19 protein-coding genes are annotated in these 24,271 nt (G+C 66.5%); 7 read left to right on the top strand and 12 right to left on the bottom strand.

Annotated features, from left to right (window positions below; genetic code table 11):
• Positions 1-72: 72 nt before the first annotated feature.
• Entirely contained in the window at positions 73-1,179 is a 1,107-nt protein-coding gene (locus tag PHLH3_RS21345) for a hypothetical protein (RefSeq protein WP_213625696.1), read from the top strand.
• A gap of 463 nt (positions 1,180-1,642) precedes the next feature.
• On the opposite strand, the gene PHLH3_RS21340 is transcribed toward PHLH3_RS21345, so the two are convergent.
• From PHLH3_RS21340 to PHLH3_RS21310, 7 genes are all read right to left on the bottom strand, one after another.
• Entirely contained in the window at positions 1,643-3,250 is a 1,608-nt protein-coding gene (locus PHLH3_RS21340; RefSeq protein ID WP_213625695.1) for a methyl-accepting chemotaxis protein, read from the bottom strand.
• A gap of 160 nt (positions 3,251-3,410) precedes the next feature.
• Positions 3,411-4,679: an OprD family porin gene (locus tag PHLH3_RS21335; RefSeq protein WP_213625694.1), complete on the bottom strand. Its 1,269-nt coding sequence runs from the start codon at positions 4,677-4,679 to the stop codon at positions 3,411-3,413.
• 80 nt (positions 4,680-4,759) lie between these two features.
• Entirely contained in the window at positions 4,760-5,941 is a 1,182-nt protein-coding gene (locus PHLH3_RS21330) for an acetyl-CoA C-acetyltransferase (protein WP_213625693.1), read from the bottom strand.
• 89 nt (positions 5,942-6,030) lie between these two features.
• Positions 6,031-7,800: an acyl-CoA dehydrogenase C-terminal domain-containing protein gene (locus PHLH3_RS21325; protein WP_213625692.1), complete on the bottom strand. Its 1,770-nt coding sequence runs from the start codon at positions 7,798-7,800 to the stop codon at positions 6,031-6,033.
• A gap of 100 nt (positions 7,801-7,900) precedes the next feature.
• Complete coding sequence (locus PHLH3_RS21320; protein ID WP_213630638.1) at positions 7,901-9,559, bottom strand: cation acetate symporter; 1,659 nt, start codon at positions 9,557-9,559, stop codon at positions 7,901-7,903.
• Complete coding sequence (locus PHLH3_RS21315; RefSeq protein ID WP_213625691.1) at positions 9,559-9,885, bottom strand: DUF485 domain-containing protein; 327 nt, start codon at positions 9,883-9,885, stop codon at positions 9,559-9,561. Before PHLH3_RS21315 ends, PHLH3_RS21320 begins: the two co-directional genes overlap by 1 nt.
• 95 nt (positions 9,886-9,980) lie before the next feature.
• Positions 9,981-11,603 (bottom strand): acyl-CoA synthetase, encoded by a 1,623-nt coding sequence (locus tag PHLH3_RS21310; protein WP_213625690.1) that lies wholly within the window; start codon positions 11,601-11,603, stop codon positions 9,981-9,983.
• Between the two features lie 229 nt (positions 11,604-11,832).
• Here PHLH3_RS21310 and PHLH3_RS21305 point away from each other — a divergent pair, with 229 nt between their 5' ends.
• The 4 genes from PHLH3_RS21305 (at position 11,833) to PHLH3_RS21290 (ending at position 16,341) form a co-directional block, all read left to right on the top strand.
• Positions 11,833-14,082: a PAS domain S-box protein gene (locus tag PHLH3_RS21305; RefSeq protein ID WP_213625689.1), complete on the top strand. Its 2,250-nt coding sequence runs from the start codon at positions 11,833-11,835 to the stop codon at positions 14,080-14,082.
• 23 nt (positions 14,083-14,105) lie between these two features.
• A complete protein-coding gene (locus PHLH3_RS21300; RefSeq protein WP_213625688.1) occupies positions 14,106-14,747 on the top strand; it encodes a response regulator transcription factor in 642 nt (213 codons plus the stop codon).
• Between the two features lie 92 nt (positions 14,748-14,839).
• Positions 14,840-15,253 carry an alternative ribosome rescue aminoacyl-tRNA hydrolase ArfB gene (arfB, locus tag PHLH3_RS21295; RefSeq protein WP_213625687.1) on the top strand — a complete coding sequence of 138 codons (414 nt, stop codon included), beginning with the start codon at positions 14,840-14,842 and terminating at the stop codon, positions 15,251-15,253.
• 155 nt (positions 15,254-15,408) lie between these two features.
• A complete protein-coding gene (locus PHLH3_RS21290; RefSeq protein ID WP_213625686.1) occupies positions 15,409-16,341 on the top strand; it encodes an AEC family transporter in 933 nt (310 codons plus the stop codon).
• Between the two features lie 65 nt (positions 16,342-16,406).
• Here PHLH3_RS21290 and PHLH3_RS21285 read toward each other — a convergent pair whose 3' ends face one another.
• The 3 genes from PHLH3_RS21285 to phhA all read right to left on the bottom strand — a co-directional run bounded on the left by PHLH3_RS21285 (position 16,407) and on the right by phhA (position 18,811).
• A complete protein-coding gene (locus PHLH3_RS21285; RefSeq protein ID WP_213625685.1) occupies positions 16,407-17,600 on the bottom strand; it encodes an amino acid aminotransferase in 1,194 nt (397 codons plus the stop codon).
• Positions 17,597-17,953 (bottom strand): 4a-hydroxytetrahydrobiopterin dehydratase, encoded by a 357-nt coding sequence (locus PHLH3_RS21280; protein WP_213625684.1) that lies wholly within the window; start codon positions 17,951-17,953, stop codon positions 17,597-17,599. The genes PHLH3_RS21285 and PHLH3_RS21280 overlap by 4 nt, the downstream gene beginning before the upstream one ends.
• A 66-nt stretch (positions 17,954-18,019) precedes the next feature.
• Positions 18,020-18,811: a phenylalanine 4-monooxygenase gene (gene phhA / locus PHLH3_RS21275; protein ID WP_111261866.1), complete on the bottom strand. Its 792-nt coding sequence runs from the start codon at positions 18,809-18,811 to the stop codon at positions 18,020-18,022.
• Between the two features lie 257 nt (positions 18,812-19,068).
• On the opposite strand from phhA, the gene PHLH3_RS21270 reads away from it, so the two are divergent.
• Positions 19,069-20,628: a sigma-54-dependent transcriptional regulator gene (locus PHLH3_RS21270; protein ID WP_213625683.1), complete on the top strand. Its 1,560-nt coding sequence runs from the start codon at positions 19,069-19,071 to the stop codon at positions 20,626-20,628.
• 290 nt (positions 20,629-20,918) lie between these two features.
• On the opposite strand, the gene mdtI is transcribed toward PHLH3_RS21270, so the two are convergent.
• Together mdtI and PHLH3_RS21260 are read right to left on the bottom strand one after the other, a co-directional pair.
• Positions 20,919-21,248, bottom strand: coding sequence for a multidrug/spermidine efflux SMR transporter subunit MdtI (gene mdtI, locus PHLH3_RS21265; protein ID WP_213625682.1), 330 nt, complete (start codon positions 21,246-21,248; stop codon positions 20,919-20,921).
• Entirely contained in the window at positions 21,245-21,601 is a 357-nt protein-coding gene (locus PHLH3_RS21260; RefSeq protein ID WP_213625681.1) for a multidrug efflux SMR transporter, read from the bottom strand. The genes mdtI and PHLH3_RS21260 overlap by 4 nt, the downstream gene beginning before the upstream one ends.
• 550 nt (positions 21,602-22,151) lie before the next feature.
• Here PHLH3_RS21260 and acs point away from each other — a divergent pair.
• Complete coding sequence (gene acs, locus PHLH3_RS21255) at positions 22,152-24,107, top strand: acetate--CoA ligase (protein WP_213625680.1); 1,956 nt, start codon at positions 22,152-22,154, stop codon at positions 24,105-24,107.
• Positions 24,108-24,271: the final 164 nt, after the last annotated feature.

The following is a 24,271-nucleotide window of genomic DNA, read 5'->3' as shown; positions in this document are numbered from 1 at the left end:
GGCCTTGCCCTGCCGGGGACGGACGTTATGGTTGTCCGTCGCCCCGAGGAGGAAGCCAGAAGGAGTCCCCAGATGAAGCTTGCTCTGCAATTCGACGCATCCGTCGGTATCAACGTCCTGCGCCAGGTCATCCAGGCGGCGGGCGACAACACCACCATCGCCTTCAACGCCGCCCACGGCCTGGACATCGGTGACCTGCTCTCGGTGGTCAGCGCCGCCGGCAGCGACAAGCAACTGGTGCTGGGCTTCGATGGCGCCCGGCTGACCCCGCGCAACCTGCAACAGGCCACCAGCTTCGCTGGCGAGCGCACCGCCATCGAGATCGGCAAGGGCCAGAACGTCAACACCAGCGCACTGCTCGCGGTCATCAACGCCGCCGGCCACGGCAAGCAGGTGAAGGTCAGCTTCAATGGCGCGCAAGCCGATGACGAGGCTCTGCGCCAACTGGTCGACGCCGCCGGGCGCCAGGTCGGCATCGACATCAATGCGGGTCACGCGGTGCCCATCGGACGCCTGCTCGGCATCATCGATGCCGCGTCCCGGGAAGGTGGGCTGGGCGTGGAGTTCAACGGCGCGCAACTGCTGGAGGCGAACGTTCTCCAGGCCGTCGAGCGAGCCGCCGGCAGCACCGCCATCGGCATCAACTCGGCCCAGGCCGTCAAGGACGAAACCCTGCAGGCGGTCATGCAGGCCGCAGGCGATGGCACCCACCTGGCGCTGTCATTCCATGGCGGCCAGCTCGATGACAAGGGCCTGCTCGCTGCCATCGAAGCCGCTGGCACCAATACCCACATCAAGGTCAACACCGCACAGGCGATGGGCGCGGGGGCGTTGCTGCTGAGCATCAACGCGACCGCCAACACCAAGCGTTTCAGCGTCGAGTTCAACGGCGCCGAGCTGCCGTTCGGCAACTTGCAGCAGACGGTGGATGCGGCCGGTATCAACACCGCCATCAGCGTCAACACCGCCCAGGCCATGGACCCGAAGGCGCTGCACTCGGCCATCGAGGCGGCGGGTGACCTGAAGCGGCTGGACGCCCAGTTCAACGCCATGCAGATGCCCGAGCAAAGCCTCGGCCAGTGGGTCGGTGCCGCCGGCAGTCGCGTGGCCCTGACCATCTCGGCCGCCCAGGCGCTGCCGCTGCCGACGCTGCTGGAGGCGGTGCAGGCCGCCGGTTGAGCCCCGGTGCTGCGCAGCACCATGAAACGACCAGGCCGCCTTCGGGCGGCCTGGTCGTTTTTCGTCTGGGGGCATGCAGCGTAGGTCGGGGACAACTCGACGGCAGGTCGCATCGAGGATCGCGGGTTTCACCCGGCCTACGGTCGCGCGATGGGGGGGCGAATGAATTGGCTCTGTCTGCGTTTGCTGTTGTGAGCGTGATGCGAAGCCTCAAGCACGGTGCTTTCCGGGCATACACGGCTCCCTGGCACGCCCACCGCGTGGGTTTCGCTTCGCTCTACGCCACCCTACGGATGCCGCTGCGCCCCGAGCGCGATACGCACATCGATGAAGATGCTGGCGCAGAGGTTGGAGCAGCGGCCAAATGCCCCCTTTAGTATCAGCAGAACTCGGCAATCAGCTGGACTCGGAATCTTCTGGCAACGCAGACCTAGCCACCAAGTTCGCTCCTACGGAGGCGCGCTCACACCTGGAAGCGCGCCACCGAGGACTGCATGGCCTCGGCCACGTTGTCGAGGCGTTGCGCGGCGTCGGCCAGCTCGTGCATCGCCTCGGTGTTCTGCCGCGACATGCGGGCGATGGTCTCCACCCGCTGGGCCACCTCGCTGCTGGCCCGCGATTGCTCGTCGATGGTCTGGGAAATCTCCTCGACCACCTCGGCAGCGCGGTGGGCGCCGTTGCGGATCTCGCTGATGGAGGTGCCGGCCTGGGTCGCCAGGGAGACGCCGTCGTTCACCCGCGTCACCCCGGTCTGCATGCTGCTGACTGCCTGTTCGGTGCTTTCGCGGATGCGTTCGATCATGCCGGTGATTTCCTGGGTGGACTGCGCCGTGCGTGCCGCGAGGTTGCGCACTTCGTCGGCCACCACGGCGAAGCCGCGACCCGCCTCGCCGGCCCGCGCGGCTTCGATGGCGGCGTTGAGCGCCAGCAGGTTGGTCTGCTCGGCGATGCTCTTGATCACCTGGATGATGGAGTGGATCTCCTCCGAGGAGCGGCCCAGCGCGGTGATGGTGCTGGATGAGCTGTTCACCGCGTCGGCGATGCGGTTCATGCCGTCGACGACGCCGAGGATCACCTGGCCGCCATTGCTGGCCAGGCCTTCGGAGTGCGCGGAGATGCCCTGGGCGTTGCGCGCGTGCTCGGCGATCTGGGCGATGTTGGCGATCATTTCCTCCATCGCCGCGGCCATGCTGGTGGCGCTGTCGGCCTGCTCGCTGGCGCCGTCGACGATGCCGCGCGAAGTATCGCTGAGGGTGTGCGCCGTGCCCCGCAGTTCCTCGCTCTCCTGGCGGATGTCGGCGATCATCTGGCGCAGGTTGTTCTGCATGTCCGCCAGCGCCTGCTGCAACTGGCCGGCCTCGTCATTGCTGTCGACGCTGATGACGTTGCGCAGGTTGCCCTGGGCGATCGCGCGGGCAGCGGCGACGGTCTTCTCCAGCGGGCGCAGCACGGTGCGCATCAGTTGGCTGGTGGCCAGGCACAACGCCAGGCAGACGACGAGGATGCCGCCGACCAGCCACATGGCCGCCTGGCTCACCGCGGCCTCGCTGGCGTCGCGCGCTTCTTTAGCGTGCCTCTCGATCAGGCTGCTGAGGGCTTCGTTGCGTTCTTCCAGTTCGCCGAAGGTGGTATTGAAGGCCGGCAATTCGGCGCGGGCCGCGGCCGGGTCGCGCAAGGCGTGGTCGATGATCTTCTCGGCGGCGGTGATATAGGACTCCAGCGCCGGCTGCGAATCGCCGATGGCGCGCTTGATGTCCGCACTCAGGGGTAGGCTGGCGTTCTCGCTCATGGCCTTGCGGAACCAGTCGCTGTGCTCCTTGAGGTCCTGGCGCACCTGGTTGGCTGCAGCGCTGTCGCCCGGTTCGGCGACGAAGGCGGCAAGCACGTCGGCACGCAGGGCGTCGTGCATCATGTCGCCCTCCAGGTGGTTGCGCAGCGCGCTGACGCTCAGCTCGTTCTCGGCCAGCGCGTCGGCGAGGCGGGTCTGGCCCAAGAAGCCGATGCCGCCGAGCAGGGCGGCGGCGATGACGCTGATGGCTCCTGAAGCAACCATTTTCTGGCGAATGTTCATGCCGTTCCTCCCTAGGCACAGACTGGCTGCTAAAGCGTAGCCCAGCGGCGCAATAAGGCATCACGGGCATGCGTTGCAGCTCGGCGCCAGGGCAGTTCCAGCTACGATTCCCGCGAGTGATAACGATCCGCTCGTTACCACTCTTCGAGCGGCCGGCGTGTCACCAGAGCGCAATGCTGTAGCTGAGGATCAGGCGGTTTTCGTCCAGGTCATTGCCAAAGTGCGTGGACCTGACCGTTGCATTGCGCCATTTGACGCCGAGATTCTTCAGCGGCCCCTCCTGGAATACGTACGCGATGTCGGTGTCGCGTTCCCATTCGCGGCCCTCCGGCTTGCCGGCGCCCAGATCGACGCCGTCGCCGCTGAGGTAGCGGGTCATGAAGGTCAGGCCCGGAATGCCGAGCGCGGCGAAGTTGAAGTCGTAGCGGGCCTGCCAGGAGGTTTCATCCTTGCTGGCGAAGTCTCCGATCTGCACGAAGTTGACCAGGTACGCATCCGCGCCGTTGATGTAGGCAAACCCGGTATCGCCGCTCATGCGCTGATAGCCGACGCCAACTGCATGACCGCCGATACCGTAGGTGAACAGGGCGCCGAGCGCGCGGTTGTCGACGTTGCTCCCGCCATCGCCCGTGGAGCGGGCGAAGCGGATATCGCTCTTCAACGACTGGCCACCGTCGAGCGCCAGGACATGGTTGAGCGTCACGTAGTGCTGACGATAGATATTGTCCAGGGCGCCGTAGCTGTAGCCGGTGCTCAGGTTGTTGTTCCAGGCGTAAGTGAGGCTGGCGAAGTCGAACGCATCGCTCGTGCCATGGCGCGTGCGAATGCCCTTCACACCGACGGCCGTGGTGACGGCCATGTCTTCATGGTCGCTGGAGTCCCGTTGGTTGACCTGGGTGAGGCGCCCCGTGTCGAGGGTCAGCCCTTCGATCTCGCGCATGTTCAGCTGGCCCCCGCGAAAGGTCTGCGGCAGCAGGCGTGAGTCGTTGGGCATCAATACGGGCAGCTTGGGGGTCAGGGTGCCGATTTTCAGAACGCTCTGGGAGGCGCGCAATTTGGCCGTCAGCCCCAGGTCGGAGTAGGCGTCCTGGGCGCGCCGTGGCGCTTCTCGATCCCGCTGGAGCAGCCCGGTGCCCGCGCGTTCGGGGCTGGAGTCGAGCTTGACCCCGAGCAGGCCGATGGCATCGACCCCGACACCGACGGTGCCGTCGGTGAAACCGGATTCGTAGCGCAGCAGAAAGCCCTGCGCCCACTCTTCGGCCTTCGCTTGGGGGGCGCCTTCCTGGCGGAAGTCGCGGTTGAAGTAGAAGTTGCGCAGTTCCAGGCTGGCCTTGCTCTCTTCGAGGAAGGCGGCATGGGCCGGGACACCGAGGCTCGTGATGCCCGCGGCCAGCAGCAGGCGAGGCAGTTGGCGTGGTCTGTGATGCATGGTGAAGTCCTTTTGTTTTTATTGGAGGAACGACGGTCCCGCACGCCCGGTGAGGGCCGGGCGCGAGGGGGTTGGTTTTGCTAGTCGCGCTGGACGGCGAGTGCGATGCCCTGGCCACCGCCGACACAGAGCGTGGCCAGGCCTTTGCGCGCGCCACTGCGCTGCATTTCGTGCAGCAGGGTGACCAGGATTCGGCAGCCGGAGGCGCCAATCGGGTGGCCCAGGGCGATGGCGCCGCCATTGACGTTGACCTTGGCGCTGTCCCAGCGCAGCTCGCGGGCAACGGCCAGGGCCTGGGCGGCGAAGGCTTCGTTGGCCTCGATGAGGTCTACGTCCTCGAGCTGCCAGCCGGCCTTTTCCAGCACCTTGCAGGTGGCGAAGACCGGGCCGACCCCCATGATCGCCGGGTCGACACCCGCCCCGGCGGCAGCGACGACACGGGCCATCGTCGGCAGGCCCAGCGCCGCGGCCTTGTCGGCGCTCATCAGCACCACGGCGGCGGCGCCGTCATTGAGCGTCGATGAGTTGCCTGCCGTGACGCTGCCATCGGCTTTGAACACCGCGCGCAGCTTGCCCAGGCTGGCGTGTGTGGTGCCGTCGCGCGGCTGCTCGTCACGGGCGAAAACGATCGGCTCGCCCTTGGGCTGGGGAACCTGCACCGGGGTGATTTCCGCATCGAAGCGGCCGCTGTCGATGGCCGCGCTCGCACGTCGCTGCGAGGTGGCCGCGAAGATGTCCTGCTCGTCACGGCAGATCCCGTACTGTTCGGCCAGGTTTTCGGCCGTGATACCCATGTGGTAATCGTTGAACGCATCCCACAGGCCATCCTGGATCATCGTGTCGATCACCTGCTGGTGCCCCATGCGCAGCCCGGTACGCGCCTGGGGAATGACGTAGGGCGCCAGGCTCATGCTTTCCTGCCCACCGGCAATGATCACCTCGGCATCACCGCAGGCAATGGCCTGGTAGCCCAGCTGCACCGCCTTGAGGCCCGAGCCGCAGACCTTGTTCAGGGTCATCGCCGGCACGGTGTGCGGCAGGCCGGCCTTGAGCGCGGCCTGTCTCGCGGTGTTCTGCCCCGCACCGGCGGTGAGCACGTGCCCCATGATCACCTCGTCGACCACTGCACCGTCGAGAGCGGCCCGGGCGAGCAGGCTGCGTATGACCGTTGCCCCGAGTTCCACCGCAGGAACCCGTGCCAAGCTGCCCTGGAACGCGCCAATGGCGGTGCGGGTGGCAGCGACAATCACGACATCACGCATAAACACTCCTGTATTGCGATCCACCCTGTGGGCTGGATTGCGAAGAAAAAACGCGGACCCCAGAGGCGAGGCCGCGTAACGCTCAATCGTCAGAACTGGTCGGCGTCGAGGCCGAACAAGGGCTCACTACCGGCACGGATGGTGGCCTCCAGGCTCAGGATCCGTGGCAGCAGGCGGCGGAAATAGAAGTCCGCAGTCGCGAGTTTGGCGCCATAGAAGGCCTCGTCTTCGCCGCGCTTGCTCAGCGCCACCTGGGCCATGCGCGACCACAGCCAGGCATAGGCGACGTAGCCGAACAGGTGCAGGAACTCCACCGAGGCGGCACCGACTTCATTGGGGTTGTCCCTGGCCTGCTGAAGCAGCCAGGCGGCGGTGTCTTCCAGGCGCTGCACCGCATCGAGCAGGGCGTCGCGATGCGGTACGTCGGCCTGGGCGAAGGCGCGGATCTCGCGGGTGAACTGCAGCAGGGCCGCGCCCCCGTTGGCGACGACCTTGCGGCCGAGCAGATCGAGGGCCTGGATGCCGTTGGTGCCTTCGTAGATCTGGGCGATGCGCACGTCGCGTACGAGTTGCTCCTGCCCCCACTCACGGATGTAGCCGTGCCCGCCGAACACCTGCTGGCCGTGTACCGTGCTTTCCAGGCCGCTGTCGGTGAAGAAGGCCTTGGCCACGGGCGTGAGCAGCGCAACCAGGTTCTCGGCGGCCTGCTTCTCGGCCGCGTCGTCGCTGAATTTGCTGAGATCCAGTTGCTGGCCGACGTAGCAGGCGAAGGCGCGGCCGCCCTCGGTCATCGCCTTGATCGAGAGCAGCATGCGGCGCACATCCGGGTGCACGATGATCGGGTCGGCCAGTTTGTCCTGCTGCTGGGGGCCCCCGGGGGCGCGACTCTGGATGCGCTCCCGGGCGTAGCTGACGGCGCTCTGGTACGAAGCCTCCGCGCAACCGATACCCTGGATACCGATCGACAGCCGCTCGTAGTTCATCATGGTGAACATGGCAGCCAGGCCCTTGTTCTCCTCGCCGATCAGGTAGCCTTCGGCACCCTCGAAGTTCATCACGCAGGTGGCCGAGGCCTTGATGCCCATCTTGTGCTCGATGGAGCCGCAACTCACGGCATTGGCCGCCCCCAGCGAACCGTCGGCGTCGACCTTGATCTTCGGCACGAGGAACAGCGAGATGCCTTTCGGCCCGGCGGGTGCATCCGGCAACTTGGCCAGCACCAGGTGGATGATGTTTTCGGTCAGGTCCTGCTCGCCGCCGGTGATGAAGATCTTGCTCCCGGTGATGGCGTAGCTGCCGTTGGCCTGGGGCTGCGCGCGGGTCCGGATGATGCCCAGGTCGGTGCCGGCATGCGCTTCGGTCAGGCACATGGAGCCTGCCCAGCGGCCTTCGTACATGGGCGGCAGGTAGGTGTTCTTCAGCGTTTCGCTGGCATGGGCGTCGATGGCCAGGCAGGCGCCGGAACTCAACGCCGAATACAGGGCAAAGCTGGAGCCGGCGGCGTAGAGCATTTCCTCGAACTGCACGGCGAGCATCTTGGGCATGCCCATGCCGCCGTACTGCGGGTTGCCCGACAGGCCGACCCAGCCGCCTTCGATGTAGGTGGCATAGGCCTGCTTGAAGCCGGCCGGCGTGCTGACGGCACCGTTGGCCCACTGTGCACCTTCCTCATCGCCGCTGCGGTTGAGCGGGGCGATCAGGCTGCCGGTGACCTTGGCGGCTTCTTCCAGGATGGCATCGGCGGTCTCGCCGTCGACCGTCTCGGCCAGGGCCGGCAGGCGTGCCCACAGGCGTGGGGCGTCGAACACCTCGTGGAGGACGAAGCGCAGGTCGCGCAGGGGGGCGTTGTACTCGGGCATCGGTAACCTCGTTCAGGCGCGGGGTGTAAAAAGGAGCCGCGCGTACGCGGCTCGTAAGGTCGGGTGGCCAACGAGCAACCACCCTCTGGAGTTTTCCTGTTCAGTGGCTGGCGGCGGCAGCGGCCCCCAGACCGGTCTGGGCGCGCACGAACTGGTCATCGAATGCAGCACGCTCACGGGCGGCCCGGGCGCTGCGATCCAGCTTGGAAACCACCACGATGACGAGAAACGCCAGCGGCATGGAGAACAGGGCAGGGTGGTCGTAGGGGTAGATCGCCGTGGCATTGCCCAGTACCGATACCCACACCGCAGGCGACAGGATCACCAGCACCAGGGCGGTCAGCAGCCCCACGAATCCGCCCGCCAAGGCGCCGCGCGTGGTCAGGTCCTTCCAGTACATGGCCATGATCAGGACGGGGAAATTGGTCGAGGCGGCGATACCGAAGGTCAGGCCGACGAGGAACGCGACGTTCTGCTTCTCGAAGAGGATGCCCAGGCCGATTGCGACGATGCCCAGGCAAACGGTCGCGATGCGGGTTACGCGCATCTCTTGCGCTTCCGTTGCGGCGCCTTTCTTCAGCACGGTGGCGTAGAGGTCATGGGAGATGGCCGAGGCGCCTGCCAGGGCGAGGCCCGAGACCACCGCCAGGATGGTGGCGAAGGCCACCGCAGAAAGGAAACCGAGGAACAGGTTGCCGCCTACGGCCTTCGCCAGGTGCATGGCAACCATGTTGCCGCCGCCGATCAGGGCGCCTTTGATATCTCCGCCGACGAAGAACTGCGGGTCGGTGCCGACGATGACGATGGCGCTGTACCCCAGCACCATGACGACCAGGAAGAAGAAGCCGATGAAGCCGGTGGCGTAGAACACCGACTTGCGGGCTTCCTTGGCGTTGGGCACGGTGAAGAAGCGCATCAGGATATGCGGCAGGCCGGCGATGCCGAACACCAGGCCAAGCGACAGGGAGGCCGCGTTGATCGGGTCGGCCAGCATGGAACCTGGCCCCATGATGTTCCAGCCCAGGGCGTGGGCGTCCACCGCTCGGGTGGCCAGGTTCTCCAGGCTGAACCCGAACTTGGACAGCGAAAGCCCGGCCAGGGTCGTGCCCCCGGCAAGCAGCAGGACCGCCTTGATGATCTGTACCCAGGTGGTGGCGATCATGCCGCCGAAGATCACGTAGACCAGCATGAGCACACCGACCACCATCACCGCGGTGGTGTATTCGAGGCCGAACAGCAGCTTGATCAACTGACCCGCGCCGACCATCTGCACCACCAGGTAACAGCACACCACGGTCAGCGAGCCCAGGGCTGCGAACGTTCGGATCCTTGACTGATCGAGGCGATAGGAAACGATGTCGGCGAAGGTGAAGCGACCGAGATTGCGCAGGCGTTCGGCCATGAGGAAGGTGATGATCGGCCATCCGACGAAGAACGCCACGGTATAGACGAAGCCGTCGTACCCCTTGGCGAACACCAGGCTCGACAAGCCCAGCAGCGTAGCGGCGGACATGTAGTCACCCGCGATCGCCAGGCCGTTCTGGAACCCGCTGATGCCGCCTCCTGCGGTGTAGAAGTCCGAGGTCGACCGGGTCTGCCGCGCGGCCCACCAGGTGATCGCCAGCGTGCCCATGACGAACACGAAGAACATGGCGATCGCGTGCAGGTTGATCGGTTGTTTCTCCGCAACCAGGGGGGCGGCGAAAGCGCTGATGGGGGCGAGGAACAGGCACGCCAGGCCAAAGGTGCGCGGCCGCATCATTTCAGCTCCTTCATGAACTCGGCGCTGAGGGCGTCGAACCGGGTGTTGGAGCGGTAGACGTACCAACCGGTGCACAGCCAGGACAGCACGATGATCGCGGTCGCCACGGGGATGCCCACGGTCAGTTGGCGACCTTCGCCCAGGGGGCTATGCAGCGTGGCCGGGTGGAAGGCGACCACCAGCATGAACAGGTAATAGGCACCCAGGACGGCGGCGCTCAACGACCAGGCCAGGCGCGAGCGACTGCGCACCAGTTGCTGAAATGTCGGGTTCGCGCGAATACGTTCGCAATGCTGCGCATGGGAGAGTTCGGTGGGGGTCATGGTGTGGCTCCTTGTTTTTGTTGTTGCCCGTTTTTCAGGCGCAGGGCGCCAGGGCGACGGAAATCAATCCGTCGCCTTGTCAGAGTCGCGAGTGTCTAGAGGGCCTTGGCGATATCGCGCAGGACGTACTTCTGGATCTTCCCGGTCGAGGTTTTCGGGAGGTCGGTGAAGATCACGGTGCGGGGCACCTTGAAGCCGGCCAGGTGATCACGGCAGAAGCCGATGATGTCGCTCTCGCGCACGTTCGGGTGGGTGGCCTTGAGGGTGACGAACGCACAGGGCGTCTCGCCCCACTTCTCGTCCGGGCGGGCTACCACAGCCGCCTCCAGGACGGCGGGGTGGCGGTAGATCACGCCTTCGAGTTCGATGGTGGAAATATTCTCGCCACCGGAAATGATGATGTCCTTCAGGCGATCCTTGATTTCCACATAGCCGTCCGGGTGGCAGACGGCGAGGTCGCCGGTGTGGAACCAGCCGCCCTCGAACGCCTCTGCCGTGGCGCTGGGGTTCTTCAGGTAGCCCTTCATCACCGTGTTGCCCCGCATGAATATCTCGCCGATGGTCTGGCCGTCGCGCGGGGTCGGTTCCAGCGTTTTCGGGTCACCGACCATCACCCCCTCGAGGGTCGGGTAGCGGACGCCCTGGCGGGCTTTGATCTCGGCACGCCGCTCCAGCGGCAGGGCGTCCCATTCCGCATGCCAGGCGCACAGCGTCACCGGGCCATACACCTCGGTGAGTCCATAGACGTGGGTGACGCGAATGCCCATTTCCTCCACGGCCCCTATCACTTTGGCCGGTGGCGCGGCCCCGGCGACCATCGCATTGACGGGGTGATCGATAGCGGCCTTGGCTTCGGCCGGCATGTTGACCAGGGCGTTGAGCACGATGGGCGCGCCGCACAGGTGGGTCACCTGCTCGTCACGGATCAGGGTCAGGATCTTCTGCGGGTCGACGCGACGCAGGAAGACGTGAACGCCGGCGAGCGCGGTGATCGTCCACGGGTAGCACCAGCCGTTGCAGTGAAACATCGGCAGCGTCCACAGGTAGACCGGGTGGTTGCCCATGGCCCAGGTCATCTGGTTGCCCAGGGCGTTCAGGTAGGCGCCGCGGTGGTGATAGACCACCCCCTTGGGGTTGCCGGTGGTGCCGGAGGTGTAGTTGAGGCTGATCGCCTGCCATTCGTCTTCCGGCCATTGCCAGGCGAAGTCGGGATCGCCCTCCGCGAGGAAGGCTTCGTAATCCAGGTCGCTCACGGCCTGGCTTTCACCGTACTCCGGGTCGTCGACATCGATGACCAGCGGCGGGTGATCGAGCATGCCGATGGCGGCGTGGATCACGTCGAAGAATTCGCGGTCGGCGATCACCACCTTGGCCTCGCCGTGCTGCAGCATGAAGGCGATGGCCTCCGCATCCAGGCGCACGTTGAGGGTGTTGAGCACCGCGCCAATCATCGGCACCCCGAAGTGCGCCTCGAGCATGGCGGGAATGTTCGGCAGCATCACCGCCACCGTGTCTCCCTTGCCGATACCGCGCCCGGCCAGGGCAGAGGCCAGGCGCCGGCAACGGCTGTAGGTTTCTGCCCATGTACGGCGGATCGAACCGTGGACCACGGCCGGGTAATCGGGATAGACGCTGGCGGTGCGCTCGATGAAGCTGAGCGGCGACAGGGCGATGTGGTTCACGGCAGCAGGGGCGAGACCCTGTTCGAAGATCGACATGCTGGGCATCCGGTGGCTGATTGTTAGCTCTGTTGGTCTGCATCATCCGCCTGTCAGGGGGCGGGCGGCAGATCATTGCCATATTTTATATAACAACTCGAATTGAATATGGAAGTAATACCTGAGTCGTATGGTATATATACTATATTATTCGGGTTTATAGCCGAGACATCGAGCCTGATCGGGTGATTGGGATATATGCTGTCGCCGTTTTCGCCTGGAGTCCCTGATGAGCCCGAATCCGGTCCGCCTGCATACCTGGTTGCGCCTGCAGCGCGAAGGCGTGCCGTTGGCTGCTAGAGCCGATGCCTTGTGCCGTGCCTTGCGCGGCCGCCCCGAAGTGCAACAGGTCTACTACCTGAGCTGGCTGGAAAAGGTGGGTATCTACGGTCACGAAGGCAGTGGGCAGCACCTGCCTCCCGGCCTGGGCGACCCCATGCAGGCCAGTGACCAGCCACTCTTCGACGCATTGGCCCAGGCCGGCAGGCTGAGCCTGGATGAGGTGCGCGGGCTCGACTGCTGGCTGTCCGGGCGCCTGCGCCGTGCAGCGATCAGCCATGGGCAGGTGTTCGACCTGGCCCTGCAGCCTGGCCAGCCCGGCCTGCTGCTGGTGGAGGCGCGCGAAGGCGTCAGCCTGGATTGGCAGGGCTGGTTGCACGAGCTGCTCTCGACCCTGCTGGCGACCGCCAGCAGCCTGCTGCGGGCTTCGCCGCTGCTGGGGCATGACCCACAGCCGAGTCTGTTGCTGGCCTCCAACGGCGACCCGCTGGAGCTCAATGCGGCCTTGCTGGCGCTGCTGGCCGATCAGCCACCTGGTTCGGTCGTGCGCTTCCTGCCGGTCAACCATGTCTCGCTGGTGCGCGCATGCCTCGAGCAATGCCGAGCCATCGAGGATGTCGAGGCGCAGTTCGACGGGCGCATCCTGATCTGGACCTTCGTGCCGGACCCTCAGGAACAGCGCGTGCTGGCGCGCTGCCGCGAAGCCACGGAGCAGGTGCTGGCCGAGCGGGAAGCCGCCAGGGCAAGGCGCCTGTACCGCCTGATCACCGAGAACACCACCGACGTCATCTCCCGACACACCCCGGATGGCCGATTCCTCGACGCCTCGCCGGCCTCCTGGACATTGCTCGGCTACTGGCCGGAGGAGCTCCGGGGAACGTTCGCTCAAGGCCTGTTCCATGGCCACGATCTGGCCAGGTCGATCCAGCGCGCTCGTGATGCGCTGGAGACCGATGGCTACCACACGATGACCTACCGTATCCGCCACCGTGACGGCCGTTACCTGTGGTTTGAAACGGCCAGTCGGGCCATCCGCGAGACCTACACCGGAGCGGTCGTGGAGGTGGTCAGCGTCTCGCGCGACATCACCGCGCGGGTGCAGGCCGAGGAGAACAAGCGTCGCCTGGCCGAAGTGGTTGAAGCCAATACGGACCCGGTGCTGTTCATCGACGCGGACGAGCGGGTCACCTACCTCAACCCGGCGGCGCGCCATACGCTGCAGCTGGATGAGCAGCAGCCCATGCCCTTGCTCAGCGAGCTGTTCGCCCCGGACGACCTCCTGCGCTTGCAGGCAGGGCGCGAGAAGGCCGAGCAGACAGGTGTCTGGAGTGCCGACTCCCGCCTGCAGCCGTCATCCGGCGGGGCGTCGGTGCCGGTGTCCCTCGTGCTGCTGGCTCATCGGGTGGCCGGCGGCGAGCGGTACTACTCGCTGGTGGCGCGGGACATGACCGAGCGTGAGCTGCGCGAGGCGCAGCAGCGTCGTCATCAGGACGAACTGGCGCACACGGCGCGGCTGGTCACGTTGGGCGAATTGGCATCCGGTATCGCCCACGAGATCAATCAGCCACTGGCGGCGGTGGTCAATTACGCCAGCGCCAGCCAGCGCTACCTGCATGCCCTGGACAGCAATCCCCAGGCAGCCGACCGGGTGGCGCAGGGGCTGGAGCGCATCACCGAGCATGCCAATCACGCCTCCGAGGTCATCAAGCGCCTTCGCGGCTTCCTCCGTAAGGGGCAGCGGCGCATGCAGGCTCTGGACGTGGCCGAGGTGGCGCGCGAATCCGTGCGCCTGTGCGCCTGGGAGGCCTCTGCCTGCCAGGTGGTGATCGAAGAGCAATTGCCGGACAATCTTCCGCCCGTCTACGCCGATCGAGTCCTGCTCGAACAGGTACTCCTGAATCTCTTGCGCAATGCCATCGATGCCAACCGGGATGCCCATCCGGGCCGTGCCTCGCGGATCGTGCTGCTGGCCGGCCAGGCAGGCGGCGGGGTGGAGGTCTGCGTTCGCGACCAGGGCCCCGGGCTCGGCGAAGACGAGCTGGAGCGCATCTTCACCCCGTTCTACACCAGCAAGCCGGATGGGCTCGGGCTGGGGCTGTCGATGAGTCGCAGCATTGTCGAAGGTTTTGGCGGCGCCCTGGTCGGCGAGCGGTTGGAGGGTGGCGGATTGCTGATGCGTTGCCGGCTACCCCAGCAGTGATAACAACAATGAGGAGCGATGTAATGACAACTGCCACCAAGCAGGTCGTGTATGTGGTGGACGATGATCAGGGGATGCTGGACTCGACCGTCTGGCTGTTGGAGTCGGTGGGCCTGCAGGCGCTGCCGTTCACCAGTGGCCGAGCGTTCCTCGAAGCTTGCGACGCCAGGCTCAATGCCTGTGTTCTGCTGGACGTGCGCATGCCCGGCATGGGGGGGTTGAACGTGCAGGAGGAAATGCGTGCCCGCGGGATCGAGCTGCCCGTCATTTTCGTCAGCGGGCATGCCGATGTGCCCATCGTGGTGAGGGCGTTCAAGGCCGGCGCTCGCGACTTCATCGAAAAGCCCTATAACGAACAACTGCTGCTCGATAGCGTGCAGCAGGCCTTGAGCAGCTCCGAACGCAAGCGCTCGCACGGCGATGGCCAGAGCGAGTTGCAGGAGCGCCTGGCCAGCCTGACGCCACGCGAACGCGATGTCTTCCTGCCGCTGGTCAGGGGCTACACCAATCGGGAGGTCGCCGAACAGCTGGATATCAGCATCAAGACGGTCGACCTCTATCGCGCCCGGGTGATGAAGCGCATGCAGGCTGAGCGTCTTGCTGATCTGGTTGGCATGGCAATCGTGGCCGACCTCGTCGACCCGCTCTGCCTGAGGCCATCGTAAAGGTGCGGCCCGGGGCATGCCTTCTGTGGTCGGGGAGCTTTCACCGGGCTGCGGCGCTATCCTGTCGCTCTTTCCGCTATCCGGCCCGTGCCATGTTGCTGATCTCCAACAGCGTCCATCTGCCCGACGATGAAATCGAACTGACCGCCATCCGCGCCCAGGGCGCCGGCGGGCAGAACGTCAACAAGGTGTCCAGCGCGATGCACCTGCGCTTCGACATCCAGGCCTCGTCGCTGCCGCCGTTCTACAAGGAGCGCCTGCTGGCGCTGCGCGACAGCCGCATCACCGGCGAGGGCGTGATCATCATCAAGGCCCAGCAGTACCGGACCCAGGAGCAGAACCGCGCCGATGCCCTGGAGCGCCTGGCGGAGCTGATCCGCAGCGCCGGCAAGGTGGAGAAGAAGCGCCGCCCGACGCGGCCGACCCTGGGCTCGAAGGCCCGGCGCCTGGATGGCAAGTCCAAGCGCGGGGCGATCAAGGCCGGTCGCGGCAAGGTCGACTACTAGCCGGCTGCGCTGCCGCTGCGGCCTGCCAGCCGCCGATGTCGAAGCCGGGCGATTATCGGCGGATTTCGCGTTCCAGCCGCCGTTCGCCCCGCGCCTTGCCGAGGCCCGCTGGCGGATACTGGCACCCACTCCAATGCCATCCCGCGAGGCCCCCGTTGCTCGACGTCATCACCCTCACCGCGCCCGTCTTCCTGATCATCGGCCTGGGCTACATCGCCTCGCGGGGCGGGCTGGTCAGCCGCGAGCAGGTGCGCGGCATCGGTGTCTTCGTGCTCAACTTCGCGCTGCCGGCGCTGGTGATCAAGGCGCTGGCCGAGCGGCCCATCGGCGAGGTGTTCAACCCCTGGTACCTGCTGGCCTACGGCCTGGGCTCGCTGGGTGTGTTCGGCCTGGGGCTGGCGTATTTCCGTTTCGTGCGCGGGCGCGGCCTGGCGGATGCCGCCATCGCCGGGCTGGGCATGTCGGCCTCCAACAGCGGCTTCGTCGGCTACCCGGTGGTGGTGATGGTGGCGGGGCCCACGGCGGTGCTCGGCCTGGCCCTGAACATGGTGGTGGAGAACCTGCTGATGATCCCCTTGGCGCTGGCCCTGGCCGAGTCGGCGCAGCAGCGCGGGGGCGGGCTGTGGAACACCCTGCGCGGCACCCTCGGGCGCCTGGCGCGCAACCCGCTGATCCTGGCGATGCTGGTGGGTGTCGGCCTGTCGCTGCTGGGGCTGCGCCTGCCAGCCGTGCCGGCGAAGGTGGTGGACATGCTGGCGATGGCCTCGGCGCCGGCCGCGCTCTTCGTCATCGGCGGCACCCTGCATGGCGTGCGCCTGGGCGGCCTGCTGCCGGACATGGCGGCCATCAGCCTGGGCAAGCTGGCCCTGCACCCGCTGGCGGTGGCGGCGTTGTTCTGGCTGCTGCCGCCGGTGGATCCGCTGCTGAGGGTGACGGGCATCCTCTTCGCCTGTGCGCCGATGATGAGCATCTACCCGCTGGTGGGCATGCGCTTCGGCCTGGAGGCGCGCTGTGCGGCGACCCTGGTGATGGCCACCGTGCTGTCGTTCTTCGGCCTCAGCCTGGCCATCGCGCTGTTGCAGCGCTGAGCGACCGATGCCAGGCCGCTCCGCCGCCCCCCGTCAGGGACGAGGGGCGGGGAGGGAGAGGCCTTTCAGCACACCCGTGCGATCGCCTGGGCCAGGTCGCCCAGGCGCGAGGCGTCGAGGCCGGCGATGTTGGCGCGGCCGCTGCTGACCATGTACACGCTGGACTCGCTGCGCAGCCGGGCCACCTGATCGCTGCTGAGGCCGGTGTAGGAGAACATGCCGCGCTGGCGGGCGATGTGGGCGAAGCGCTCGGCCAGGCCGTGGGGCGTTAGGGCCTCCACCAGGCCGGCGCGCAGTTCGGCGACGCGGCGGCGCATGGCGTCCAGTTCTTCCAGCCACACGGCCTTCAGTTCGGCATCGCCGAGGATGGTGGCGACCACCGCCGCGCCATGGTCCGGCGGGGTGGACCAGAGGTTGCGGGCGATGAAGGCCAGTTGGCTGCGTACGTCGACGAGCTGATCGGCTCTGGCGGCGCAGACGACCAGGGCGCCGGTGCGCTCGCAGTAGAGGCCGAAGTTCTTCGAGCAGGAACTGGTGATCAGCACTTCCGGCAGCGATTCGGCGAACAGGCGCACGGCCCAGGCGTCCTGTTCCAGGCCGTCGCCGAAGCCCTGGTAGGCGAAGTCCAGCAGCGGCAGCAGGCGGCGCGCGCGGACGATCTCCAGCACCCGCTGCCAGTCGTGGTGGCCCAGGTCGAAACCGGTGGGGTTGTGGCAGCAGGCGTGCAGCAACACCACGTCGCCTTCCGGCACCTGTTCCAGGGCGGCGAGCATGCCGTCGAGGTCGAGGCGGTTGTCGGCGCCGACGTAGGGATAGTGGTGCACGGCCAGGCCGCTGGCGGCGAACAGGGTCTCGTGGATCGGCCAAGTCGGGTCGCTGACCCAGACGCCCCGGCCCGGCAGGCAGCGGGCGATGAACTCGGCCGCCAGGCGCAGGGCACCGGTGCCGCCCGGAGTCTGGGTCACGCCGGCACGCTGGCCGGTCAGCAGCGGCGAGCCCGCGCCCAGCACCAGCTCGCCCAGCAGGCGGCCGAAGGCGGCGTCACCGTGGCCGCCGATGTAGGTCTTGGTGCGCTGCACGTCCACCAGGCGCTGCTCGGCGAGCTTCACCGCACGGGGGATGGGGGTCAGGCCCTGGCTGTCCTTGTAGACGCCCACGCCGAGGTCGATCTTGGCCGGATTCGGGTCCGCGCGATGGGCCTCGATCAGGCCGAGGATGGGGTCGCCGGGCACGCGCCCGACCGGTGCGAAATGGCTCATTTGCGGCCCTCGGCGCGTTCGGCCACCTCGTCGGTGCGGGCGGACATGATGAAGTCGTTGCGGTGAAGGCCCTTGGCCTCGTGGCTCCACCAGGTGACGGTGACCTTGCCCCATTCGGTGAGCAGGCCCGGGTGGTGGCCTTCTTCCTCGGCGATGGCGCCCACCGCGTTGGTGAAGGCCAGGGCGTAGCGGAAGTTCTTGAAGCGGTAGACCTTCTCCAGCTGCATGATTCCGTCGCGGACTTCGATGTTCCAGTCGGGGATCTGCTTGAGCAGTTCGGCCAGTTCGGCCTCGGAGACCTTGGGCGCGTCGGCGCGACAGGCTTCGCAATGGGCTTGGGACAGTGCGGTCATGGGGTTCTCCAGGTAGAGGGTTGGCCGGTCGGTGCGGTTCGTGGCGCCAACCGGCGGGAAAGGGGTTCAGGCCGCCTTGGGCTTGGGCGGGAACTTCGGCGCGTGCAGGCCGAGGGCCATGGCCTGGTGCACCAGCGCCATGATGTCCTCGTGGGCCAGCTCGAACAGGCGCTTGAGCTCCGGCAGCACGAAGTAGAGCGGCTGCAGGATATCGATGCGGTACGGGGTGCGCATGCATTCCAGCGGGTCGAATGCCTGGTGCTCGGGCTCGCCGGAAAGACTGTAGACGGTCTCCTTCGGCGAGGAGAGGATGCCGCCGCCGTAGATGCGCCGGCCCTGTGCGGTTTCCACCAGGCCGAACTCGATGGTCATCCAGTAGAGGCGGGCGAGGTAGACGCGCTCCTCCTTGGTGGCCTTGAGGCCGAGCTTGCCGTAGGTGTGGGTGAATTCGGCGAACCAGGGGTTGGTCAGCAGCGGGCAGTGGCCGAAGATCTCGTGGAAGATGTCCGGCTCCTGCAGGTAGTCCAGCTCTTCCGGCGTGCGGATGAAGGTGGCCACCGGGAATTGCTGGCTGGCCAGCAGCTCGAAGAAGGTCTGGAAGGGGATCAGTGCCGGGACGCGGGCGACGCGCCAGCCGGTGGCGGCCTGCAGCACCCGGTTGATCTCGCCCAGCTGGGGAATGCGGTCGTGGGGGAGGGCGAGGCGCTCGATGCCGTCCAGGTACTCCTGGCAGGCGCGCCCTTCGATCACCTTGAGCTGGCGGGTGATCAGGGTGTTCCACACCTGGTGCTCGCTGTCCGGGTAGTGGATGAAGTCGTTCTCGTCCGGCTCGCGGGCCACGTATTGCGTGGTTTTCATTCGGCCTCCTGGGGCGGGGCTTCGTTGTTGTGTTGGACCATGGATAACCCGGAACCCTGCAGCGCGCAGCCCGGTGGCGGCTGTAGCGGCCGGGGTGAGGGCGTAATTTTCGTAAAGAAATGTTTACGTAGGGGGCGGAATCAGGCGGAGCCGCCTTGCTGGTGGGGTAAGTCGTCACATATTCTTGACGGAAAAATCGGGCAGGACGCTGATTTTCAGACCCGCGCCCCAGACAAGAACCCGTTCCGGGGTGCCGCATGCGTATCAAAGTCCATTGCCAGAACCGCGTAGGCATCCTGCGCGACATCCTCAACCTGCTCGTCGACTACGGCATCAACGTCAACCGCGGCGAAGTCGGCGGCGACCAGGGCAACGCGATCTACCTGCTCTGCCCGAACCTGATCAACCTTCAACTGCAATCGCTGCGACCGAAGCTCGAGGGCATTCCCGGGGTCTTCGGCGTCAAGCGCGTGGGGCTGATGCCCAGCGAGCGTCGCCACCTGGAGCTGAACGCGCTGCTCGGGGCCCTGGAGTTCCCGGTGCTGTCCATCGACATGGGCGGCTCCATCGTCGCCGCCAACCGTGCCGCCGCGCAGCTGCTTGGCGTGCGCGTGGACGAGGTGCCGGGCATCCCGCTGTCGCGCTACACCGAGGATTTCGACCTGCCGGAGCTGGTGCGGGCCAACAAGGCGCGCATCAACGGCCTGCGGGTGAAGGTCAAGGGCGATGTGTTCCTCGCCGATATCGCGCCGCTGCAATCCGAGCACGACGAGAGCGAAGCATTGGCCGGCGCGGTGCTCACCCTGCACCGCGCGGACCGCGTGGGCGAGCGCATCTACCACGTGCGCAAGCAGGAGCTGCGCGGCTTCGACAGCATCTTCCAGAGTTCGCGGGTGATGGCCGCCGTGGTGCGCGAGGCCCGGCGCATGGCGCCCCTGGACGCGCCGCTGCTGATCGAGGGCGAGACCGGCACCGGCAAGGAGCTGCTGGCCCGCGCCTGTCACCTGGCGAGCCCGCGCGGGCAATCGCCCTTCATGGCGCTGAACTGCGCCGGCCTGCCTGAGTCCATGGCCGAGACCGAGCTGTTCGGCTACGGCCCCGGCGCCTTCGAGGGCGCGCGCCCGGAAGGCAAGCTCGGCCTGCTGGAGCTGACCGCCGGCGGCACGCTGTTCCTCGATGGCGTCGGCGAGATGAGCCCGCGCCTGCAGGCCAAGTTGCTGCGTTTCCTCCAGGACGGCTGCTTCCGCCGCGTGGGCAGTGACGAGGAGGTGTACCTGGACGTGCGGGTGATCTGCGCGACCCAGGTGGACCTCTCGGAGCTCTGCGCCCGGGGCGAGTTCCGCCAGGACCTCTATCACCGCCTCAACGTGCTGTCGCTGCACATCCCGCCGCTGCGCGAGTGCCTGGACGGGCTGGGGCCGCTGGTGGAGCACTTCCTCGACTCGGCCAGCCGGCAGATCGGCTGCGCCTTGCCCCGCCTGGCGCCCCAGGCCCTGGAGCGGCTTGGCCATTACCACTGGCCGGGCAACGTGCGGCAGTTGGAGAACGTGCTGTTCCAGGCCGTTTCCCTGTGCGAGGGGGGCACGGTGAAGGCCGAGCACATCCGCCTGCCGGACTACGGCGCGCCGCAGCCGCTGGGGGACTTCTCCCTGGATGGCGGGCTGGAGGCCATCCTCGGGCGTTTCGAGAAGGCGGTGCTCGAACGCCTGTTCGCCGACCATCCGAGCAGCCGCCAGCTGGGCAAGCGCCTGGGCGTGTCGCACACCACCATCGCCAACAAGCTGCGCCAGCACGGGCTGGGGCGCGAGGAGACCTAGCGGGTTGTTGAAACCCATTGCGTTGCCGCTGCGGCGTTGGAAGCGCCCGCAAGATGCCCGGTGATCTGCGCTCCCGGTCGGTTCGTCTCGGCTGCCGTCCAGGTTCCAACGGCCTGTTAGACCTTGGTGCAATGGCCCGGGGGCAGGCGGGCGGGTAAAAAAGGCGCTGTCTGAATCTTGCGTGATGCGGACACAAGCGTTTCTACATTCCTCTCCCGGAATGATTGAACGGGCGACCCGAGGGTCGCCCATTTTTTTGCCTGCGATTTGCCCCTTGGCAGAGGGACTGGTCACGCCAGTTTCAGCAGGCCCATTCCCAGCACCAGCATGACCAGGCCGAGCCAGCCCTTCCAGGCCAGGCGCTGGCCGAACAGTGCCCAGCCCATGGCGACCGTGGCGAGGATGCCGAAGCCGCCCCAGATGGCGTACGCCAGTGACAGGTCGATGCCGCGCACTGCCTGGGCCAGTGCGGTGAAGGCCGCCAGGATGCAGAGGATGGAGACGGCGCCGAGCACGCGGCGACGGAAGCCGTCGGAGTACTTGAGCAGGACGTTGGCCAGCACTTCCAGGGCGATGGCCACGCCCAGCCAGGCGAAATGGATCCAGGTCACGCCGTTCATGCTGCCACCTCCTGGCCGAGGACCACGGGCTCGGTGCGGGTGCCGAACTTGATCAGCAGGATGCCGACGATGATCACGGCCAGGCCGAGCGCCTTGGCCAGGCCGAGGCTCTCGCCCAGCCAGGCGACGCTGACGGCGGTGATCAGGACGATGCCGATGCCTTCCCACAGCGCATAGGCGACGCCAACCGGGACGCGCTTCACCGCCAGGGCGAGGAAGAAGTAGGACAGGCCGATCAGCACGTACATCGCGAGGTAGCCGAGCAGGGGTGCGTATTCGGTGGCGAATTTCATCGAGGTGGTGCCGACGACTTCAAAGAAGATCGCCGTGAGCAGGTAGAACCAGGAACGCATGGTGCCCTCCCATGGGCATGCAGGGGCGTCGTCATCGGGACGGACGCCAGGGAGTCTCGGTGGTTGGCCAGCGCGGGGTCATTTTCGTGGAATCCCGGCGCGGCCAGCGGTGGTCGAGGGGGAGGGCGCTAGAGGTCGCCGGTCCAGTGTCCTTCGCGGGACACCAGGCGGGAGAAGTGCAGGGAGTAAGGCTTTGTGTTCGACATAATGAACACAAAATTACCATTTGGAATCGAATAAAGCCAATTGATAGGTTTTGGCTAAATGTTTCGGCCTGTATTCGCGGTTTTTGGCAGGCGTGGTGGCGTGTGCATGAAAACGTCCGTTCGTTTTTATGTTCATTTTCATGCGTCCGGCCGCTGCCCGGCAACGCCGAAGGGGGCGTGCCGTCGACCCGTGCGCCCGCCTGGGCAGGGCCTGGCCGCGAGGGCTCTGCGACGGCCTTAGACCATAGTCCGTATGCGGTAAGACCATGGTCGAATGGCCCCACAGGGAGGCGGGGGATACAAAAGGCGGCATACAAAAACAACTACCCGTCGAGGTATGAGACATGAGTGCTGCTTCACTGTATCCGGTGCGTCCCGAGGTGGCTGAGAAGTCGCTGACCAACGAGGCGACCTACAAGGCCATGTACCAGCAGTCGGTGATCAACCCCGACGGCTTCTGGCGCGAGCAGGCTCAGCGCATCGACTGGATCAAGCCGTTCACCAAGGTCAAGCAGACCTCCTTCGACGACCACCACGTCGACATCAAGTGGTTCGCCGACGGCACCCTCAACCTCTCCGCCAACTGCCTGGACCGTCACCTCGCCGAGCGTGGCGACCAGTTGGCGATCATCTGGGAAGGCGACGACCCGTCCGAGCACCGCAACATCACCTACCGCGAACTGCACGCCGAAGTGTGCAAGTTCGCCAACGCCCTGCGCGGCCAGGATGTGCACCGCGGTGACGTGGTCACCATCTACATGCCGATGATCCCCGAGGCGGTGGTGGCCATGCTGGCCTGTACCCGCATCGGCGCCATCCATTCCGTGGTCTTCGGCGGCTTCTCGCCCGAGGCCCTGGCCGGTCGCATCATCGACTGCAGGTCCAAGGTGGTGATCACCGCCGACGAAGGCCTGCGCGGCGGCAAGAAGACCGCACTGAAAGCCAATGTCGACGACGCCCTGACCAACCCCGAGACCAGCAGCGTGCAGAAGCTGATCGTGGTCAAGCGCACCGGTTCGGACATCAAGTGGAACCCGCACCGCGACGTCTGGTACGAGGACCTGATGAAGGTCGCCTCCAGCCAGTGCCTGCCGAAGGAAATGGGCGCCGAGGACCCGCTGTTCATCCTCTACACCTCCGGCTCCACCGGTAAGCCCAAGGGCGTGCTGCACACCACCGGCGGCTACCTGGTCTACGCCTCGCTGACCCACGAGCGCGTGTTCGACTACCGCCCGGGCGAAGTCTTCTGGTGCACCGCCGACATCGGCTGGGTCACCGGCCACACCTACCTGGTGTACGGGCCGCTGTCCAACGGCGCCACCACCCTGATGTTCGAAGGCGTGCCGAACTACCCGGACGTCAGCCGCGTCGCCAAGATCATCGACAAGCACAAGGTCAACATCCTCTACACCGCCCCCACCGCCATCCGCGCGATGATGGCCGAGGGCAAGGCCGCCGTGGCCGGTGCCGACGGCTCCAGCCTGCGCCTGCTGGGTTCGGTGGGCGAGCCGATCAACCCGGAAGCCTGGCACTGGTACTACGAGAACGTCGGCCAGTCCCGCTGCCCGATCGTCGACACCTGGTGGCAGACCGAGACCGGCGCCTGCCTGATGACCCCGCTGCCGGGGGCCCACGCCCTGAAGCCGGGCTCCGCCGCGCGGCCCTTCTTCGGCGTGCAGCCGGCCCTGGTGGACAACCTGGGCAACCTGATCGAGGGCGCCGCCGAAGGCAACCTGGTGATCATCGACTCCTGGCCGGGCCAGGCCCGTACCCTGTACGGCGATCACGACCGCTTCGTCGACACCTACTTCAAGACCTTCAAGGGCATGTACTTCACCGGTGACGGTGCCCGTCGCGACGAGGACGGCTACTACTGGATCACCGGCCGCGTCGACGATGTGCTCAACGTCTCCGGCCACCGCATGGGCACCGCCGAGATCGAGAGCGCGATGGTCGCCCACCCGAAAGTCGCCGAGGCTGCCGTGGTCGGCGTCCCCCACGACATCAAGGGGCAGGGCATCTACGTGTACGTCACCCTCAACGCGGGCGTGGAGTCCTCCGAAGCGTTGCGCCAGGAACTGAAGCAGTGGGTGCGCCGCGAGATCGGCCCCATCGCCACGCCGGACGTGATCCAGTGGGCACCCGGCCTGCCCAAGACCCGCTCCGGCAAGATCATGCGCCGCATCCTGCGCAAGATCGCCGTGGCCGAGTACGACACCCTCGGCGACATCTCCACGCTGGCCGATCCTGGCGTGGTGCAGCACCTCATCGACACCCACCGCACCATGCAGGCCGCCTGACCCGGCGCCCGCGCGCAACACCCACGCCCCGCCCCGGCCACAAGCCGCGGCGGGGCGTTTTCGTTCCTGCCGGGGGAGGGCTTCGCGGGGTGACGGGGCGAGGTGTGTTTTCTGCTCGTCCGGCGCGTGCCTCGCACCGGGAAATCCAGGTTCCGGAAGCGCCA

This window comes from Pseudomonas sp. Pc102, assembly GCF_018408275.1.
GTDB classification, from domain to species: Bacteria; Pseudomonadota; Gammaproteobacteria; order Pseudomonadales; family Pseudomonadaceae; genus Metapseudomonas; species Metapseudomonas tohonis.
The sequence above is the reverse complement of the archived record's forward strand: the minus strand, read 5'-3'. Positions and strand labels throughout refer to the sequence as shown.

Bases quoted from the DNA above. Each gene is read 5' to 3' on its own strand.
- PHLH3_RS21345 (WP_213625696.1), top strand. From the start codon at position 73: ATGAAGCTTGCTCTGCAATTCGACGCATCCGTCGGTATCAACGTCCTG.
- PHLH3_RS21340 (WP_213625695.1), bottom strand. From the start codon at position 3,250: ATGAACATTCGCCAGAAAATGGTTGCTTCAGGAGCCATCAGCGTCATC.
- PHLH3_RS21335 (WP_213625694.1), bottom strand. From the start codon at position 4,679: ATGCATCACAGACCACGCCAACTGCCTCGCCTGCTGCTGGCCGCGGGC.
- PHLH3_RS21330 (WP_213625693.1), bottom strand. From the start codon at position 5,941: ATGCGTGATGTCGTGATTGTCGCTGCCACCCGCACCGCCATTGGCGCG.
- PHLH3_RS21325 (WP_213625692.1), bottom strand. From the start codon at position 7,800: ATGCCCGAGTACAACGCCCCCCTGCGCGACCTGCGCTTCGTCCTCCAC.
- PHLH3_RS21320 (WP_213630638.1), bottom strand. From the start codon at position 9,559: ATGCGGCCGCGCACCTTTGGCCTGGCGTGCCTGTTCCTCGCCCCCATC.
- PHLH3_RS21315 (WP_213625691.1), bottom strand. From the start codon at position 9,885: ATGACCCCCACCGAACTCTCCCATGCGCAGCATTGCGAACGTATTCGC.
- PHLH3_RS21310 (WP_213625690.1), bottom strand. From the start codon at position 11,603: ATGTCGATCTTCGAACAGGGTCTCGCCCCTGCTGCCGTGAACCACATC.
- PHLH3_RS21305 (WP_213625689.1), top strand. From the start codon at position 11,833: ATGAGCCCGAATCCGGTCCGCCTGCATACCTGGTTGCGCCTGCAGCGC.
- PHLH3_RS21300 (WP_213625688.1), top strand. From the start codon at position 14,106: ATGACAACTGCCACCAAGCAGGTCGTGTATGTGGTGGACGATGATCAG.
- arfB (WP_213625687.1), top strand. From the start codon at position 14,840: ATGTTGCTGATCTCCAACAGCGTCCATCTGCCCGACGATGAAATCGAA.
- PHLH3_RS21285 (WP_213625685.1), bottom strand. From the start codon at position 17,600: ATGAGCCATTTCGCACCGGTCGGGCGCGTGCCCGGCGACCCCATCCTC.
- PHLH3_RS21280 (WP_213625684.1), bottom strand. From the start codon at position 17,953: ATGACCGCACTGTCCCAAGCCCATTGCGAAGCCTGTCGCGCCGACGCG.
- phhA (WP_111261866.1), bottom strand. From the start codon at position 18,811: ATGAAAACCACGCAATACGTGGCCCGCGAGCCGGACGAGAACGACTTC.
- PHLH3_RS21270 (WP_213625683.1), top strand. From the start codon at position 19,069: ATGCGTATCAAAGTCCATTGCCAGAACCGCGTAGGCATCCTGCGCGAC.
- mdtI (WP_213625682.1), bottom strand. From the start codon at position 21,248: ATGAACGGCGTGACCTGGATCCATTTCGCCTGGCTGGGCGTGGCCATC.
- PHLH3_RS21260 (WP_213625681.1), bottom strand. From the start codon at position 21,601: ATGCGTTCCTGGTTCTACCTGCTCACGGCGATCTTCTTTGAAGTCGTC.
- acs (WP_213625680.1), top strand. From the start codon at position 22,152: ATGAGTGCTGCTTCACTGTATCCGGTGCGTCCCGAGGTGGCTGAGAAG.